Consider the following 16,783-nt stretch of genomic DNA (forward strand, 5'->3'; position numbering starts at 1 on the left):
CGAGATGCTCCGCCGTCGCTCCCGCGACGACGAGAGGGTGCGCCATGTCCGAGGACGCCGCTGAACCACTGAATTCAGCCGAGTTTTTCGAGAAGGCCGCACCCGCAAGGTGCGGCCTTTCTGCTTTTTGCGCCCCTTTTCCACCCGCCTCCAGAGGAGTTCGACATGACGACGCATCCGTACGACGCGCTGATGGACATCACCGCACGGCCGAAGGCCGTGTTCGTCCGCGGCGCGGGCTCCTACCTCTGGGACGACAGCCGCAAGCGCTATCTCGACTTCGTGCAGGGCTGGGCCGTCAACTGCCTCGGCCATTCCCCAGCGGTGGTCGCCGACGCGCTTGGCGCCCAGGCGAAGCGGCTCCTGACGCCGAGCCCGGCCTTCTACAACGAGCCGAGCCTGAAGCTGGCGCAGGCGCTGGTCGCCGGCAGCGCCTTCGACCAGGTGTTCTTCGCCAATTCCGGCGCGGAAGCCAACGAAGGCGCGATCAAGCTCGCGCGCAAATATGGCAGCCTGCACAAGGGCGGCGCGTTCGAGATCATCAGTTTCGAAGGCGGCTTCCACGGCCGGACGCTGGCGACGATGTCGGCTTCGGGCAAGAAGGCGTTCGAGCCGCTGTTCGAGCCGAAGGTCGCGGGCTTCAAGAAGGCCAAGCTCAACGACATCGCCTCGGTCGAAGCGCTGATCAATGACAACACCGTCGCCGTGATGCTCGAGCCGATCCAGGGTGAATCAGGCGTGTGGCCCGCCACCGATGCGTTCCTGCAGCAGCTCCGCGCGCTGACCGAGGCGCACGGCTTGCTGCTCATTTTCGACGAGATCCAGACCGGCATGGGCCGCACCGGGAAACTCTTCCACTATGAGCACACGGGCATCTCGCCCGACATCATGACGCTCGGCAAGGGCATCGGCGGCGGCGTCCCGCTCGCAGCCCTGCTCGCGACCGAGCGCGCCTCCTGCTTCGAGCATGGCGATCAGGGCGGCACGTTCAACGGCAATCCGATCATGTGCGCCGCGGGCCTCGCAGTGCTCGAGGAGGTCGGCCAGCCGGACTTCCTGAAACAGGTCACCGAGACCGGCCTCTTGCTGGAAAGCGAGCTGCAGAAGGTCTCGGCCCGGCACGGCCTCGGCGGCGTGCGGGGACGCGGCCTGTTGCTCGCGCTCGACCTCAAGCTGCCGATCGCACCCGGCATCGTCGCGCAGGCCTTCGAGCAAGGCGTGCTGCTCAACGCCCCGCAGGTCGACACCCTGCGCTTCATGCCGGCGCTGAACGTCGCGAAGGCGGAGATCGCCGAGATGATCGATTGTCTCGACGGGATCTTGACCAAGGCCGGCGCGGCACGGCGGGTGGCGTAGAGCCGCTTGTGCCCCGGACGCAGCGCAGCGCCTCTTCGGCGGTGCGCTGCTGAGCCGGGACACGACACTAAGGCTTCAAGATCGACGCGCCCGTGGTCTTGCGGCTTTCCAGATCGATATGCGCTTTCGCCGCGTCCTTGAGGGCGTAGGCGTGGTTGATCGGCACGTGCAGCTTGCCGTTGATGACCGCGGCGAACAGCGTGTCGGCGCCTTCCAGGAGCTCCTTGCGCGTGCCGACATAGTCGTTGAGCTTCGGCCGCGTCGCGAACAGCGAGCCGTGATTGTTGAGCTCGGCGATCGAGAACGGCGGCACCGGACCCGAGGCATTGCCGAAGGAAACGAACATCCCGCGCGGCTTCAGGCAGGACAGCGAGCCCGGGAAGGTCGCCTTGCCGACGCCGTCATAAACGACGTCGCAGCCCTCGTTGCGGCTGATCTGCTTGACGCGGGCGACGAAGTCCTCCTCGTTGTAGAGGATGACGTGGTCGCAGCCATTGGCTTCGGCGAGCTCGGCCTTCTCGCGCGAGCCGACGGTGCCGATGACGTGCGCCCCGAGCGCCCTCGCCCATTGGCAGGCTAGAAGGCCGATGCCGCCGGCGGCGGCATGGATCAGCACGCGGTGGTGCGGCTCGACCTTGAAGGTCTTGTGCAGCAGATACCAGACGGTCAGCCCCTTCAGCATCAGCACGGCACCCTGCTCGTGGGTGATGTGGTCGGGCAGCTTGACCAGCTTCTCCCAGGGAATGTTGCGCTCGCCGGTATAGGCCCCGAGATTGTGGTAGTAGGCGACGCGATCGCCGGGATGGAAATGCGTCACACCGGGCCCGACCGCGACCACCTCGCCCGAGGCCTCGTTGCCGGCGATGAAGGGCAGTCCCGGGGCCTTGTAGAGACCGGTGCGGTAATAGACGTCGATGAAATTCAGGCCGACCGCATGCTGGCGGATCCGCACCTCGCCGGGACCAGGCGCTGGCACGTCGACGCTCTCATAGACCAGGGCTTCGGGGCCTCCGACCTTGTGCACACGGACCGCTTTGGTCATCACCTGACCTCCTCTTCTCCAGGGCCAGCGAAAGACATCGCGCCCGCCTTGTCAACTCGATGGCAGCTGGAACGGCTACGCGGACGGCTCGCCGGTTTTCTTCCCGGTTTTCTTGCCGGTCTTCCTGCGATTGCGCTTGGCCAGCACGTTGAAGAATTCAACCGCCGCCGAGAACGCAATGGCGAAATAGACGTAGCCGCGCGGAATATGGAATTGGAATCCGTCCGCGACCAGCGCGACGCCGATCAGCACGAGGAAGGCCAGCGCGAGCATTTTCGTGGTCGGATGCTCTGCGACGAATCGCGCCACCGGACCCGACGAGATGTACATGATCAGGCAGGCGATCACGACCGCCGCGATCATGATCTCGATGTCCTGCGCCATGCCGATCGCGGTGATGATCGAGTCCAGCGAGAACACGATGTCGATGATGATGATCTGGACGATCACCCAGAAGAACGCGCTGCCGCCGGATTTCTGGTCGCTACTGTCGTCATCGGCCTCGACCTCGGCGTGGATCTCGTGCGTCGCCTTGGCGATCAGGAACAGGCCGCCGCCGATCAGGATGAGGTCACGCCAGGAGAAGTCCTGATTGGCAACCGAGAACACCGGCGCGGTCAGGCCGATCAGCCAGACCAGCAGGCTGAGCAGGATGAGGCGAAACACCAGCGCCAGCGTCAGCCCGATCTGGCGGGCGCGATGCGCCTGCTTCTCCGGGATGCGCGAGACGATCACCGAGATGAAAATGACGTTGTCGATGCCGAGCACGATCTCGAGCGCGGTCAATGTCAGCAGCGCGGCCCAGGCCTCGGGGCTGGTGATGAGGTGCATCATGCGAAGGATCTGACGAGGCGGATCAAGGCGTCGCTGAAGCTGATCCAGAGCGCGATGGCGCAAAGCACGATGGTGACGCCGGCGCCGACCCGAAAATCCATCTCCAGCACGTAGAGGCAGAGCACCGCCCAGATCGCGATCAGCGACATCGTCAGCCAGCGCAGCCGCACGACACGGACCGGATGCAGCACGTGGAACGGCACGAAGGTCAGCACGACGAGCGCGGTCACCAGCAGCGTCGACCATAGCGGCGGCCAGTGCAGCAGGAACAGATAGAACGCCGCCGCATTCCACAGCGCCGGGAAGCCGCGGAAGTGATTGTCGTCCGCCTTCATGCGCAGGTCGGCGAAGTATAATGCGCTGGTGACGATGATGGCGACGCCGAGCAAGGGCGCTGCGACCGGCAGCAGCAGGCCGCTGGCCACGATCGCATAGGCCGGCACGAAAACATAGGTGACGAAATCGACCACGAGATCGAGCACGTCGCCCGACCAGTTCGGCTGCACGTTCTTGACGTCGAGCCGGCGCGCGATCGGACCGTCGATCGCGTCGATGATCAGCGCGACGCCCAGCCATTGAAACATCGCCGCCCAGTGCTCGCGCACGGCTTCCAGCATCGCGAGCAGCGCGATTGCCGCGCCGAACGCGGTGAAGATGTGCACCGAGAAAGCCGCGGCGCGGATCGCGGGCGTGGGCTTCAGGGAATCCTCTTGGCTATCCATGGCTTCTGCTATCAGAATGAGGCCGATTTGCACATCCGCCATTGCGGCGCGCCGTCGCACAATTGGCCATAAAACGAGGCAAAATCCTCAGGAGCGCGAACTCGCTGTACCCCCATCGTCATTCCGGGGCGACGCGAAGCGTCGAGCCCGGAATCCATTCTTCAACCGTCTCTGCGGCCCGATGGATTCCGGGCTCGCGCCAACGGCGCGCCCCGGAATGACGGCGGAGATAGTCGGGCTTGAATTTGCCGCCGGGCGTGTCAATTGTCGTTCCATGATAGACGCATCGACACTTCATGACGCCGCCGTGATCGGCGGCGGGCCGGCGGGACTTGCCGCGGCGATCGCCCTGGCGCAGGCGGGTGCCCGGACCGCATTGGTGGCGCGGCGCGTTCCCTATGCCGACAACCGCACCACCGCGTTACTGGGTGCCTCCGTCGACTTCCTGGAGACGCTCGACGTCTGGTCGCGCTGCAGGGACAAGGCGGCCGCCCTCGAGGTCATGCGCCTCGTCGACGACACCGGCCGGCTGTTCCGCAGCCCCGAGGTCCGGTTCTCCTGTCACGAAATCGCGCTCGACGCCTTCGGCTACAACATCGACAACCGCTCGCTGATGCTGGCGTTGGAAGAGCGCGCGGCGGAGCTGCCCAATCTCGTCCGGTTCGACGACGAGGCCGAAAGCGTCGTGATCGAAGCCGACGACGTCGCAATCCGCACGGCCTCCGCGCAGTTTCTCGTCGCCCGCCTCGTGGTCGGCGCCGACGGCCGGCATTCGCTGTGCCTCGAGGCCGCCGGCATCGCGGTGACGCGGCGCGAGCTGTCCCAGACCGCGCTGACCTTCAACGTCGGCCACGTCAGGCCGCATCGCAACGTCTCGACCGAGTTCCACACGCCGCACGGTCCCTGCGTGTTCGTGCCCCTGCCCGGCGACCGCTCCAGCGTCGTCTGGGTCTCGGCTCCTGCCGAGGCCGAGCGGCTGCGGAGCCTCGATGATGCGGAGCTATCCGCCGCGGTCGAGAAGCAGTCGCATTCGATCCTGGGACGCATGAGTGTGGAGCCCGGGCGCAACCTGTTCCCGCTGGCGATCGAACGCCCCAAATCCTTTGGCCGCGACCGCATCGCGCTGGTCGGCGAAGCCGCCCATGTGGTTCCCCCGATCGGCGCCCAGGGCCTCAATCTCGGCCTGCGCGACGCCGCCGACATCGCCCGGCTCGCCGGCGAAGCCGTCATTGCGGGACAGGATCCCGGCGCGGACGAGGTGCTCAAGCGTTACGACCGCGCACGGCGCCCGGACATTCTGAGCCGGACCTTTGCGATCGACATCGCCAACCGCTCCCTGCTCAACGATTTCCTGCCGCTGCAGCCGGTCCGTGCCGTCGGCATGCACCTGCTCGGCGCCATCGGCCCGCTCCGCCGTCTTGCGATGCGCGAGGGCCTGACGCCGACCTGGCGAAGGTAGTTCTGGCGCCGCTAAGCCCGCTCACGGAAATGCCAGCCGTCCTGTCTGGAGCAGCCACATCACGCTGGTCAGCGTGACCACGGATGCAAAGGTGCCGAGCAGCACCGCGACGGAGGCGGATTCGATCCAGGCATCGTTCTGCCGGGCGATCACGAACACGTTCAGCGCCGGTGGCAGCGAGGCCATCAGCACGGCGGTCGCGGCCCAGGGCTGCGCGAACGGCCCGAACGCAAGCATCAAGCCGAATGCCGCGAGCGGGTGGAACAGCAGCTTGATGGCGATCACGCCCGGCACCTCCCAGGGCACGCGGTCGAATGGGCGCAGCGCCACGGTCACGCCGAGCACGAACAGCGCGGTCGGGGCCGCCGCGTTCTGCAGGAAGGTGATCGTGCGATCGAGCGCGACCGGCATCTCGAGATGCAGCGATGCGAAGGCCGCGCCGAAACAAGCGGACATGATCAGCGGGTTGAGCACGATCTGCTTCAGCACGACGCCGAAGGCGTGCACGATCGAGGGATGGTCGCGGTCGGAGAGCTCGATCAGCAGCGGCACGATGGTGAACAGGAAGATGCTGTCGCAGCAGAAGATCAGCGCGGTCGGCGCCGCGGCCTTGGTCCCCAGCACGGCGAGCGCCAGCCCCGGCCCCATATAGCCGATATTGCCGTAGCCGCCGGAGAGACCCGCAAGCGTCGCCTCGCGCAATGTCAGCCGGCCGAAAACCTTGCCCACGACCAGCGCCAGGGTGAAGGCGGCGACGGTGGACAGCGTGGTCGCGACCAGGAACGGCGGGTTGTTCAATTCCGAGAACGGCGTCTTGGACATGATCGCAAACAGCAGCGCCGGCAGCGACACGTAGAGCAGGAAGAAGTTCATCCAGGCGAGGCCTGATTCCGGCAGGGATTTGACCTTGCCGCAGGCGAAACCGACGAAGATCAGGCCGAAATAAGGTAGCGCGAGATTGAGGATATCGACCATTGATGAAGTGTTTTCTGAAGAATTGGGGGCTATCCGCCCCTTCAGTGAACGCTAATTCCAGATGAGGCCACTAGCATCGGCCACAATCCTGGTCTATCGACGGGGAATGATTAAAGCGCGGACCGCCAAATTCCAGATCGGACAGGTCGTGCGCCACCGGATCTTCTCGTTCCGGGGCGTCATCTTCGACATCGATCCGGAATTCAACAACACCGAGGAGTGGTGGCTGTCGATCCCCGAGGAGGTGCGGCCCCACAAGGACCAGCCGTTCTACCACCTGCTCGCGGAGAACGCGGAGTCCGAATACGTCGCCTACGTCTCCGAGCAGAACCTGCTGCCGGATGAATCTGGCGAGCCGGTCCGGCATTCCCAGGTGGCCGAGATCTTCATCAAGAACAAGGATGGCGGCTATCGCCCGCGCAATCCCTCGCTGAACTAGGATTTCTCCGCCGACAGCGGCCAGCAAAAAAGGCGCTCGAAACGAGCGCCTTTTTCATGTCCGGGATTGGGTCCGATTACTTCTGACCCGCGGGCGGTGCACCCGGAGGCGTGCCCTGCTGCTCGAGCTTCTTGCGCTGCTCGTCAGCCTTCTTCTGCAGCTCTTCCTGCAGCTTCTTCTGGGTTTCCTCGAACACCTTCGGGTCCGTCGGCGGACCGTCATAAGCCTTCTGGAATTCGCCGGCGAGCGGCAGCGGCAGGGTCAGCGGCGCGCCGTTGGCATTGATCGCCTGGACAACGAGATTCTGGCCCTTCTTCATGTTGTTGATGAGCTCGGGCGTCGCTTCGTAGTCCGACATGCAGCCGTTCTGGAAGCAGATCACATAGGGCTGCTGCAGCGGCGCGTTGCTGTCCACGATGATGCGGGTGCCGTGCACGAGCTGCATGCCGAGCGGCAGCGTCACGCGCAGGATCTTCTTGGGCTCGCCTTCCGGCTCGATGATGACGGCGGCGATGACCGGCTGGCCCGACTCGATGCGGCCGTCCTTGCCGGTGAAGCAGACCTGCTTGGCATTGGCGTCCTGGCCCTTCAGGCAGAACTTGGTCCAGGGAGCGTAGATCAGCTGGATCTGCTGGTCGGCCGGCTGGGCCGCGCCCTGCTGCGCCGGAGCGCCCTGGGCCGGAGCCTGCTGGGCCGGGGCCTGAGCGGCCGGCGCCGGAGCCTTGGGGGCAGCCTTGGGAGCCGCTTTCGGGGCCGGAGTCGCCTTGGGCGCGCCGGGGGCCGGTGCCGGGGTTTGGGCCTCGGCGGCAAACGGGACGGCCAACGCCGTCGCCGTCAACAAGGCGAGAAGTCGCCCGCGCGGCCGGACGGACGCGGCCAAGTAACGGAAATTCATTGCGGAAAACCCTTTCTGAACGGGAAGTGCCCGAACCGCTCCGAAGCGCCGAACCTGGCCGCCTTGGGCGCGGCTCTCTCCCCGTCAATTGAGGCGGATAAGTGACGGGCTCGACGCTCTTGCGCGATTGGGTGCCTTCTTAACGTGGCCGACGAAAAGATCAATGCCGACAAGCGCCTTTGGCCACGCCGCAAGCTCAGCCCAGTGAATTCCCTGTGATAGGATTCAGACCCGCGGGTCTTCGAATCAACGTGTGCTGATGTTCATGTTCCAACGCCGCTTCGAGGGCCCCGGTGTCCGCCTTTGCGTCCTGGCCCTGGTGATGGCCTCGGTATTTGGCTTGGCCCTTGTCAGTGGACCGTCGACAGGCGCCGCACGCGCCGAGGAGGCCCATGCCATCGCCATGCACGGCAAGCCGGCGATGCCTGCCGATTTCAGCCATATGCCCTACGCCAACCCCGATGCTCCCAAGGGCGGCCGCCTGACCTGGGGCGTTCTCGGCACCTTCGACAGCCTCAATCCCTTCATCGTCAAGGGATTGGCCGTGCAGCAGATGCGGAGCTACGTGGTCGAAAGCCTGCTGGCCCGCGGCAATGACGAGCCGTTCACGCTTTACGGCCTGCTCGCCAGGAGCATCGAGACCGACGACGAGCGCAGCTTCGTCACGTTCCGTCTCGATCCGCGCGCCCGCTTCTCCGACGGCAAGCCTGTGCTTGCGGAGGACGTGCTGTTCTCCTGGCAGCTGCTGCGCGACCACGGCCGGCCGAACCACCGGCAGTATTACGCCAAGGTCGCCAAGGCCGAGGCGACCGATCCACTCACCGTCCGCTTCGACCTCACCGGCGCGAATGATCGCGAGCTGCCGCTGATCCTCGGCCTGATGCCGATCCTGCCCAAGCACGCGGTCGATGTCGCGACCTTCGAGGAAACGACGCTGACGAGCCCGATTGGCTCCGGCCCCTATCGTGTCACGGCCGTGAGACCCGGCGCCAGCGTGACGCTCACTCGCAATCCCGACTATTGGGGCCGCGACCTCGCAATCAACCGCGGGCTCTTCAATTTCGACGAGATCCGGCTGGACTATTTTCGCGAGGCCAACGGCCAGTTCGAAGCTTTCAAGCGCGGCCTCTACGATTTCCGCGTCGAGCACGAGCCGCTGCGCTGGCACGACGGCTACGATTTTCCCGCCGCAAAAAGCGGCGAAGTGATCCGCGACACCGTCAAGCCGGGCCTGCCGCAGCCATCCGAATTCCTGGTGTTCAACACGCGCCGGCCGATCTTCGCCGACATCCGCGTGCGCCAGGCGCTGACGCTGCTGTTCGACTTCGAACTGGTCAACCGCAACTACTTTTTCGGGCTCTATTCGCGTGTTGCCGGCTATTTCGCCGGATCCGACCTGTCGGCCTATGGCCGGCCAGCGGACGCGCGCGAGCGTGAGCTTCTCAAGCCGTTCGCCGCTCGAATTCCACCCGACATCATGGACGGCAGCTACCGCCTTCCCGTGACCGACGGATCGGGACGCGACCGCACCACGTTGCGCGCGGCGCTGAAACTGTTGTCCGAGGCCGGCTACGATCTCGACGGCACGGTGCTGCGCAACCGCGCGACCAAGGCGCCCTTCAGCTTCGAGATACTGGTCACGACCCGCGACCAGGAGCGCATCGCGCTCGCGTTCCAGCGCGACCTCAAGCGCGCAGGCATCGAGCCGAGCGTGCGGTCGGTCGACCCCGTGCAGTTCGACCAGCGCCGTTTGGCTTACGAATTCGACATGATCCAGAACCGCTGGGACCAGTCGCTGTCGCCCGGCAACGAGCAGTCTTTCTACTGGGGCAGCGCGGCCGCGGACAATCCGGGGACTCGCAACTACATGGGCGCCAGGGATCCGGCGGTCGATGCCATGATCGCCGCCCTGCTCGAGGCCCGTGAACATACGGAGTTCGTCTCGTCGGTGCGGGCGCTCGACCGGGCTCTGATCGCGGGCTTCTACACAATCCCCCTGTTTAACGTATCCGAACAATGGATCGCGCGCTGGAATCGGATAGAACGGCCCAAGGCCACCTCGCTCTCAGGCTATTTGCCGGAGACCTGGTGGTCGAAGGGGCAGCCGCAAGCCACTCAAGCAAAGTGACGCCGTGAACCAGCCAGCCGCATCGCCGACGCTCGACACGCTGTTTCAGCGCACGCTGACCCGGCAGCCGCACGCGGCCGCTTTGCTCGATCCCCTCAACAAGGCACGCGTGACCGGGCACCAGCCGCGGCGAATGAGCTACGCCGAGGCAGACACGGCCATCGAGGCGCTGTCGGCCCATTTCGTCGAATCGGGCCTGCCGGCCAATTCCGTCATCGCGATCCAGCTGCCCAACACCGTCGAGTTCGTGCTGACGGTGCTCGCCGCCCATCGTGCCGGCCTCGTCGTCGCCGTGCTGCCGCTGCTGTGGCGCCATGCGGAACTGACCGCCGCGCTCAACCGGACGGCGGCTCGCGCCATCGTCACCATGAGCAAGGTCGACGGCGTCAGCTATGCCGACCTCGCGATGCATGCGGCGGCCGAGGCCTTCTCGATCCGCTACGTCTGCGGCTTCGGGACCGATCTGCCCGAAGGCATGGCGTCGCTCGACGACGTGCTGGCCCGCCCACCCGGCACCACGCGCACCGTGATCCAGGACGGCCGCAAGGCGGCGATGATCTCCTTCGACGTCACCGCGGAAGGCTTTCGTCCGGTCCCGCGGCCGCATTTCAGCCTGATCGCCGGCGGGCTCGCGATGTCGCTCGAAGCCGACATCAGGCAGGGCGCGACGGTGATGGCGGCCTTCGCGCCGATGTCGTTCGCCGGCCTCGCCTCCTCGCTCGCGGTGTGGCTGCTGTCGGGCGGCGCGCTGGCGCTGCATCATCCCTTCGAGAACGAGGTGCTGGAGCAGCAGATCAACGAGCATGAATGCGAGGTGCTGATCGCGCCGGCGCAGCTCGCGCTGCGGCTCGGCGATTCCGACCTGGCGGCGCGGATGCCTTCCTTGCGCAACGTCATCGGCCTGTGGCGCGCGCCCGAGCAAGTGGCGGCGAGCGAAGCATGGATCGCGCCCCATGCGCCGCTGACCGACGTCTATCTGTTCGGTGAAGCCGGCCTGTTCGGTGCCCGCCGCGGCGAGGACGGCATGCCGGTCGCGGTGATGCCCGGACCGCACGGTGCTCCGCGCGAGCAGTCCGGCTCGTCCATTGCCGGCGAGATCCTGCTGACGCCGAAGGGTACCCTCGGCCTGCGCGGCGCGATGGTGCCGATCGCAGCCTATGCCCCACCCCAGCCGGTCGGCGACACCCTGACGGCGCAACCGCCGCGCGACTATGTCGACACCGGCTATGCCGCACGGCTCGACCGCCCGAGCGGCGCGATCTGCATCACCGCGCCACCATCCGGCATCATGGCCGTCGGCGGCTACCGCTTCCTCTCGAACGATTTGCAGGAATGGGCACGCCGGCTCGGCCAGGGCGCGCTGCTCACCGCGCTGCCCGACCGGTTGTCCGGCCACAGGCTGGCCGGGCGCGCCCAGGACAATGCGCGCGCCCGCGAGGCGCTCAGCGAGCTCGGGCTTAACCCTTTGATGGTCGAAGCTTTTCGCGACCGCTCCGGGCCGATCTAGGCGCAGTTTCGCCTGGAACGTTGACGCCGCATTAAGGCGGCCAAACTAGATTGCGCGGCATCTGTCGCGTGATCAGAGTTTGTCGAATGTCCCAGGCGGGCCCGATCCTCTTTGTGTCCAATGCCGATCGGCCGCCATTCGTCGGGGCGCTGGACGAGGCCCGGCTGTTTCCCGTGGTCGATATCGATTGGGCCAGCGCGGCACTCGCGGTCGAAGAGGTGCAGCCGGCCGCGATTCTCGCCATGATGTCGGGCGGACACGAGCCGCATATGGCATCGCTCGCAAGGAAGATCGCCGAGCAATCGCCCTACCTTCCTTTCGTCGCCGTGGATGCGGCGGGCACGCTGCCTCACAACGCCCTGCCTTTTTCCTCGCGCGGCGGCCATCCCGACCGCCTGATCGCACGGCTTCGCGCTGCGCTACGCGTGCGCACGTTGCACGCCACGGTGCTGCGCCGTCTGCCCGAAGTGAAAGTCGCGCTGCCGGAGGGTGACCCCGCACGCGATGCCACCGTGCTGCTGATCGGCCGCGGCGCGGCCTACCCCGCACTCTCCGTCGCGCTCGGCGAACGCGTCGGCGTCGTCGGCGCGCTCTCGATCGAGGCCGCCGCGAAACACCTCAACACCCGTGACCTCGACGGCGTCGTCCTTGCCGAGGGCTTTACCGCGCGCGTCACCGACGCCTTTCTGACGGTGCTTGCCGAGGACACCCGCTTTCGCAGCCTGCCCGTGGTCGTCACCGCGCACCAGCTGACGCAGACCTACGATCTGCCCAATCTCGAATTGATCCCCGGCGAGCCGGCCAGGGTCGCGGCCAATGCGCTGCCGCTGATCCGCCAGCACGCGATGGAAGCCCAATTGAGCCGCACACTGCGCTCGATCGATGCCGGCGGCTGGCTCGATCCGCGCAGCGGCCTGCTGACGGCGGAAGCCTTCGCCCGCGATTTCGCCAAGGCGGTCGAGCAGACACTGGCGCGCGGAGGCGGCCTCTCGGTCGCACGCTTCGCCTTCGACCCCGGCAATTCCCGCGCCCAACTCGACGCCGCGCGTATTTTAAGCCGCCTGATGCGGCAGATGGATTTCGGCGTGGCGCAGAAGGACGGCTCGGTGATCGTCGTGTTCGCGGAGACCGACTTCCGCACCGCGCATATGATCGCGCGGCGTTTGTCGGCGGTGATGCGGCATACCTCGAACGGCAAGCACGAGATGCGCAGCGAGCCCGTCGTCAGCGTGGACTCGCTGTCGCCGTCGGATACGGCACGGTCGCTGCTGGCCCGGCTGTCGGCGGACGCGTCACGGGCGGCGTCGTAACGGCTCTCGTGCCCCGGGCACAGCGCAGCGCTCTTCGCGGTGCGCTGCAGAACCGGGGCCCACCATTGCCTCCAAAAACCGGGTCCCGGCTCTGCGCTCCGCTTCGCTGCGCTTGTCCGGGACACAAAGAGCCTCACGCCGCCTTCTTGCTCTCCGCGAGCTGCGCCAGCTGCCGCATGATCTCCGTCGTGCCGGCAAGCCGCTCCTCCGGTGTCTCCCAGTCCTGCAAAAACACCACCTTCATGTCGGGGCGCACCTTGGCGGCCTGGCCGTAGCTGCGGATGAAGCTCACCAGGCGATCGGGATGGGCGAAGGAATTGTCGCGGAAGACGATGACGGCGCCCTTCGGGCCGGCGTCGATCTTCTCGACATTGGCCCTGCGGCAGAACGCCTTGATCGCGGCGACCTTGAACAGGTAGCGCACCTCGTCGGGCAGAACGCCGAAGCGATCGCGCATCTCGGCGCCAAAGTTCTCGATCTCCTCCTCGGTGTCGAGATCGGCAAGCCGCCGGTACAGCGACAGCCGCACCGAGAGATCGCCGACATAGTCCTCGGGAATGAGCACGGGCATCCCGATGGTGATCTGTGGCGACCAGCGGTCGGCGGCGGGCTCGGACACGCCGGCCTTGAGGTTGACGATCGCCTCCTCCAGCATCGATTGATAAAGCTCGAAGCCGACCTCCTTGATGTGGCCGGACTGCTCCTCGCCGAGCAGATTGCCGGCGCCGCGGATGTCGAGGTCGTGGGAAGCGAGCTGGAAGCCGGCGCCCAACGTCTCCAGCGATTGCAGCACGGTGAGCCGGCGCTCGGCCTGCGCGGTGATCTTCTGCTGCGCCGGCAGCGTGAACAGCGCATAGGCACGCAGCTTCGAGCGGCCGACCCGGCCGCGCAGCTGATAGAGCTGGGCGAGGCCGAACATGTCGGCGCGGTGCACGATCAGCGTGTTGGCGTTGGGGATGTCGAGGCCGGACTCGACGATCGTGGTCGACAACAGGATGTCGAACTTGCCGTCGTAGAACGCGGTCATGATGTCCTCGATCACGGCGGGCGGCATCTGCCCGTGTGCGACCGCGACCTTCATCTCGGGCACGTTCTTGTCGAGGAAATCCTTGACCTCGGCGAGGTCGTCGATGCGCGGCACCACGTAGAACGCCTGGCCGCCGCGATAGCGCTCGCGCAGCAATGCCTCGCGGATCATCAGCGGGTCGTGCGGAGCGACGAAGGTGCGCACCGCAAGGCGGTCCACGGGCGGAGAAGCGATGATCGAGAGCTCGCGGACGCCGGTCAGCGCGAGTTGCAGCGTGCGCGGGATCGGCGTTGCCGACAGTGTCAGCACGTGCACCTCGGAGCGCAGCGCCTTCAGACGCTCCTTGTGAGTGACGCCGAAATGCTGCTCCTCGTCGACGATCACGAGGCCGAGGTCGCGGAATTTGATGGCCTTGCCGAGCAGCGCGTGAGTACCGACGACGATATCGACCGAGCCGTCGGCGATACCCTTCTTGACGAGGTTGAGCTCCTTGGTCGCGATCAGGCGCGAAGCCTGCGCCACGTTCACGGGAAAGCCCTTGAAGCGCTCGGTAAAGGTCTTTGCGTGCTGGCGCGCGAGCAGCGTGGTCGGCACCACGACCGCGACCTGCTTGCCCTCGAGCGCCACGGCAAACGCTGCGCGCAGGGCCACCTCGGTCTTGCCGAAACCGACGTCGCCGCAGATCAGCCGGTCCATCGGGCGGCCGAGCTCGAGGTCCTTCAGCGTGGATTCGATGGCCCCCAGCTGGTCCTCGGTCTCGTCATAGGGGAAGCGTGCGCAGAATTCGTCGTAGAGGCCGGGCTGCACCGGGAGCTTGGGCGCCTCGTGCAAATGGCGCGCGGCCGCGATCTTGATCAATTCGCCGGCGATCTCGCGGATTCGGTTCTTGAGCTTCGCCTTGCGGGTCTGCCAGCCGCCGCCGCCCAGGCGATCCAGTTCGACACCTGTCTGGTCGGAGCCGTAGCGCGACAGCAGCTCGATGTTCTCGACCGGCAAAAACAGTTTTGTCTCGGCGGCATAATGCAGCTCGAGGCAGTCGTGTGGCGCGCCGGCTACGTCCAGCGTCTGCAGGCCGACGAAGCGGCCGATGCCGTGATCGACGTGGACGACGATGTCGCCGGCGGCAAGGCTCGTCACCTCCGAGATGAAATTGTCGAGCTTGCGGCTGGCCTTGCGCGGCCGCACCAGGCGGTCGCCGAGGATGTCCTGCTCGCTGATGAGGGCGATCTCGTCGGTCTCGAAACCGCTCTCGAGGCCGAGCACGGCGAGCATGGTCTCGTTGCGCGGGGTCGCCTGCACCGTGCGCCAGGAGTTGACGCTGGTGGTATGGGTCAGCTTGTGGTCGCGCAGCATGGAGGTCATGCGGTCGCGCGAGCCTTCGCTCCACAGCGCGATCACGACCTTCTTGCGCTGGGCGTGCAGCGCCATGACGTGGCTGACGACGGCCTCGAACACGTTGACCGTGGTGTCGTTGCGCTCCGGCGCGAAGTCGCGGCCCTTGCGCGCACCGGCGTCGACGACGCCAGTCCCATCGGCCGGAACCGAGAACTGCGTCAGCCGCACCAGCGGCATCTCGCTCTCGCGCTTGGTCCATTCCTCGCCGGTGAGATAGAGCCGATCGGGCGGCAGCGGCTTGTAGATCGCGCCGCCGCCGGGATGCTCCATCGCATCGCGGCGGGCCTCGTAATAGTCCTGGATCTGCTTGAAGCGCTCGCGGACGGCGTCCTCGGCCTGCGGCTCGATCGCGATCGGAGCGCCTTGCAGATAGTCGAACAGCGTGTCCATCCGGTCCTGGAACAGTGGCAGCCAGTGCTCCATGCCGGGATGGCGGCGGCCCTCGCTGACGGCCTCGTACAGCGCATCGTCACGCTCGGGCGCGCCGAACTCGGCGACATAGCCCATGCGGAAACGCCGGATGGTGTCGGTGACGAGCTGGAATTCGGAGACCGGCACGAGGTCGAGCGAGCGCATGTCGAGCAGCGTGCGCTGGGTCTCGGCATCGAAGCTGCGGATCGATTCCAGGCTGTCGCCGAAGAAGTCGAAGCGCACGGGCTGGTCGAGGCCCGCCGGAAACAGGTCCAGGATGCCGCCGCGCACGGCATATTCGCCGGGCTCGCGCACGGTCGAGGAGCGGTTGTAGCCGTTGTGCTCCAGCCAGGCGACGATGGTGTCCATCGGCACGACATTGCCGGGGGCAACCGACAGCGCCTGCGCCGCGACGAGCTCGCGCGCGGGCACGCGCTGCACGACGGCGTTCACCGTGGTCAGCACGATCAGCGGCTTGTCGCTGCCGGTCAGGGACGCAAGCCGCGCCAGCGTCGTCAGGCGTTGCGCCAGGATGCCGCCATGCGGCGAGACGCGGTCATAGGGCTGGCAGTCCCAGGCCGGAAAGGTCAGCACCGGCAGATCGGGCGCGAAGAATTGCAGCGCGCGTTCGAGCTGCTGCATGCGCGGACCGTCGCGGCAGATCACCGCCAGGCTGACGGCCGGCTTCTTCGGCCGCGCCGCAATGGCGCGCGCGAGATCGGAGACGACGAGCCCCTCGGCGCCTTCCGCGACATTGGCAAGCGTCAGCGCTCGGCCGGGCGCAAGCAGCTCGGCCGGCGATTTCATGCCCTGTTTCATACGCCGCCGTCCGCGATCGGATAGGCCTTGATGCGGGCAAACAATGCGCCGGTGACGTCAGCCGGCAGCACCTTGTCGCCGGTGATGGCGGCATAGAGATCGGGATCGTTGACCTCGAGCAGCGCCTCGAGCTGGGTCAACTCGTCATCCGACAGGTGGCCGATCTCGGCATCGGCGAAGCGGCCGAGGATCAGATCCATCTCGCGCGTGCCGCGGTGCCAGCAGCGGAACAAAAGCCGCTTGCGGCGATCGTCCAGCCCGCTGCTCGATCGTGTCGTTCCCGTCATGTCTCAAATCCAGTCAAACGCAGAAAGCCCGGACGTGCCGGGCGGGGTTGATATAGCCATTCGACCGGGCCGTGTCAGCCCTCGATTTGGCATGGCCCAGCGGCCAGCGCAGGGTACGAAAAAAGACGTGGATGCCCCGCACAAAGCCGGGCAAGACGGGCCGAAACGATCCTAGAT

13 protein-coding genes are annotated in these 16,783 nt (G+C 66.4%); 6 read left to right on the top strand and 7 right to left on the bottom strand.

The annotated features are described in order from the left end of the window. Positions 1-165: 165 nt before the first annotated feature. Positions 166-1,356 (top strand): acetylornithine transaminase, encoded by a 1,191-nt coding sequence (locus RPS27_RS06905; RefSeq protein ID WP_211416986.1) that lies wholly within the window; start codon positions 166-168, stop codon positions 1,354-1,356. Positions 1,357-1,423: 67 nt separating this feature from the next. Here the strand turns inward: RPS27_RS06905 and RPS27_RS06910 are convergent, their stop codons facing one another. From RPS27_RS06910 to pcsA, 3 genes are all read right to left on the bottom strand, one after another. After that, entirely contained in the window at positions 1,424-2,398 is a 975-nt protein-coding gene (locus tag RPS27_RS06910; protein ID WP_194408079.1) for a quinone oxidoreductase family protein, read from the bottom strand. Between the two features lie 75 nt (positions 2,399-2,473). Next, positions 2,474-3,232, bottom strand: a complete 759-nt coding sequence (locus tag RPS27_RS06915; protein WP_211416985.1) for a TerC family protein — start codon at positions 3,230-3,232, stop codon at positions 2,474-2,476. Beyond that, positions 3,229-3,996, bottom strand: a complete 768-nt coding sequence (gene pcsA, locus RPS27_RS06920; protein ID WP_313753944.1) for a phosphatidylcholine synthase — start codon at positions 3,994-3,996, stop codon at positions 3,229-3,231. Before pcsA ends, RPS27_RS06915 begins: the two co-directional genes overlap by 4 nt. A gap of 232 nt (positions 3,997-4,228) precedes the next feature. Between pcsA and RPS27_RS06925 the strand changes: the two genes are divergently transcribed. Further along, on the top strand, positions 4,229-5,413 hold the full coding sequence (locus RPS27_RS06925) for a UbiH/UbiF family hydroxylase (RefSeq protein ID WP_313753945.1): 1,185 nt from the start codon (positions 4,229-4,231) through the stop codon (positions 5,411-5,413). 21 nt (positions 5,414-5,434) lie between these two features. Here RPS27_RS06925 and RPS27_RS06930 read toward each other — a convergent pair whose 3' ends face one another. Then, positions 5,435-6,388, bottom strand: coding sequence for an AEC family transporter (locus tag RPS27_RS06930; RefSeq protein WP_211416983.1), 954 nt, complete (start codon positions 6,386-6,388; stop codon positions 5,435-5,437). A 106-nt stretch (positions 6,389-6,494) separates the two neighbouring features. Between RPS27_RS06930 and hspQ the strand changes: the two genes are divergently transcribed. After that, on the top strand, positions 6,495-6,827 hold the full coding sequence (gene hspQ, locus RPS27_RS06935; protein ID WP_028136346.1) for a heat shock protein HspQ: 333 nt from the start codon (positions 6,495-6,497) through the stop codon (positions 6,825-6,827). Between the two features lie 76 nt (positions 6,828-6,903). Here hspQ and RPS27_RS06940 read toward each other — a convergent pair whose 3' ends face one another. Beyond that, entirely contained in the window at positions 6,904-7,722 is an 819-nt protein-coding gene (locus RPS27_RS06940) for an invasion associated locus B family protein (protein ID WP_194408074.1), read from the bottom strand. A 259-nt stretch (positions 7,723-7,981) separates the two neighbouring features. Between RPS27_RS06940 and RPS27_RS06945 the strand changes: the two genes are divergently transcribed. From RPS27_RS06945 to RPS27_RS06955, 3 genes are all read left to right on the top strand, one after another. Then, complete coding sequence (locus RPS27_RS06945) at positions 7,982-9,850, top strand: extracellular solute-binding protein (protein ID WP_212068619.1); 1,869 nt, start codon at positions 7,982-7,984, stop codon at positions 9,848-9,850. Positions 9,851-9,854: 4 nt separating this feature from the next. Continuing rightward, a complete protein-coding gene (locus RPS27_RS06950) occupies positions 9,855-11,357 on the top strand; it encodes a class I adenylate-forming enzyme family protein (RefSeq protein WP_211416980.1) in 1,503 nt (500 codons plus the stop codon). Between the two features lie 86 nt (positions 11,358-11,443). Further along, a complete protein-coding gene (locus RPS27_RS06955; protein WP_212068618.1) occupies positions 11,444-12,667 on the top strand; it encodes a GGDEF domain-containing protein in 1,224 nt (407 codons plus the stop codon). A 133-nt stretch (positions 12,668-12,800) separates the two neighbouring features. Here RPS27_RS06955 and mfd read toward each other — a convergent pair whose 3' ends face one another. After that, a complete protein-coding gene (gene mfd / locus RPS27_RS06960) occupies positions 12,801-16,319 on the bottom strand; it encodes a transcription-repair coupling factor (protein WP_212068617.1) in 3,519 nt (1,172 codons plus the stop codon). Beyond that, entirely contained in the window at positions 16,316-16,606 is a 291-nt protein-coding gene (locus tag RPS27_RS06965) for a succinate dehydrogenase assembly factor 2 (protein ID WP_194408069.1), read from the bottom strand. Before RPS27_RS06965 ends, mfd begins: the two co-directional genes overlap by 4 nt. Positions 16,607-16,783 lie beyond the last annotated feature (177 nt).

It is taken from the genome of Bradyrhizobium sp. WYCCWR 12699 (genome assembly GCF_032144035.1).
Lineage (GTDB): Bacteria > Pseudomonadota > Alphaproteobacteria > Rhizobiales > Xanthobacteraceae > Bradyrhizobium.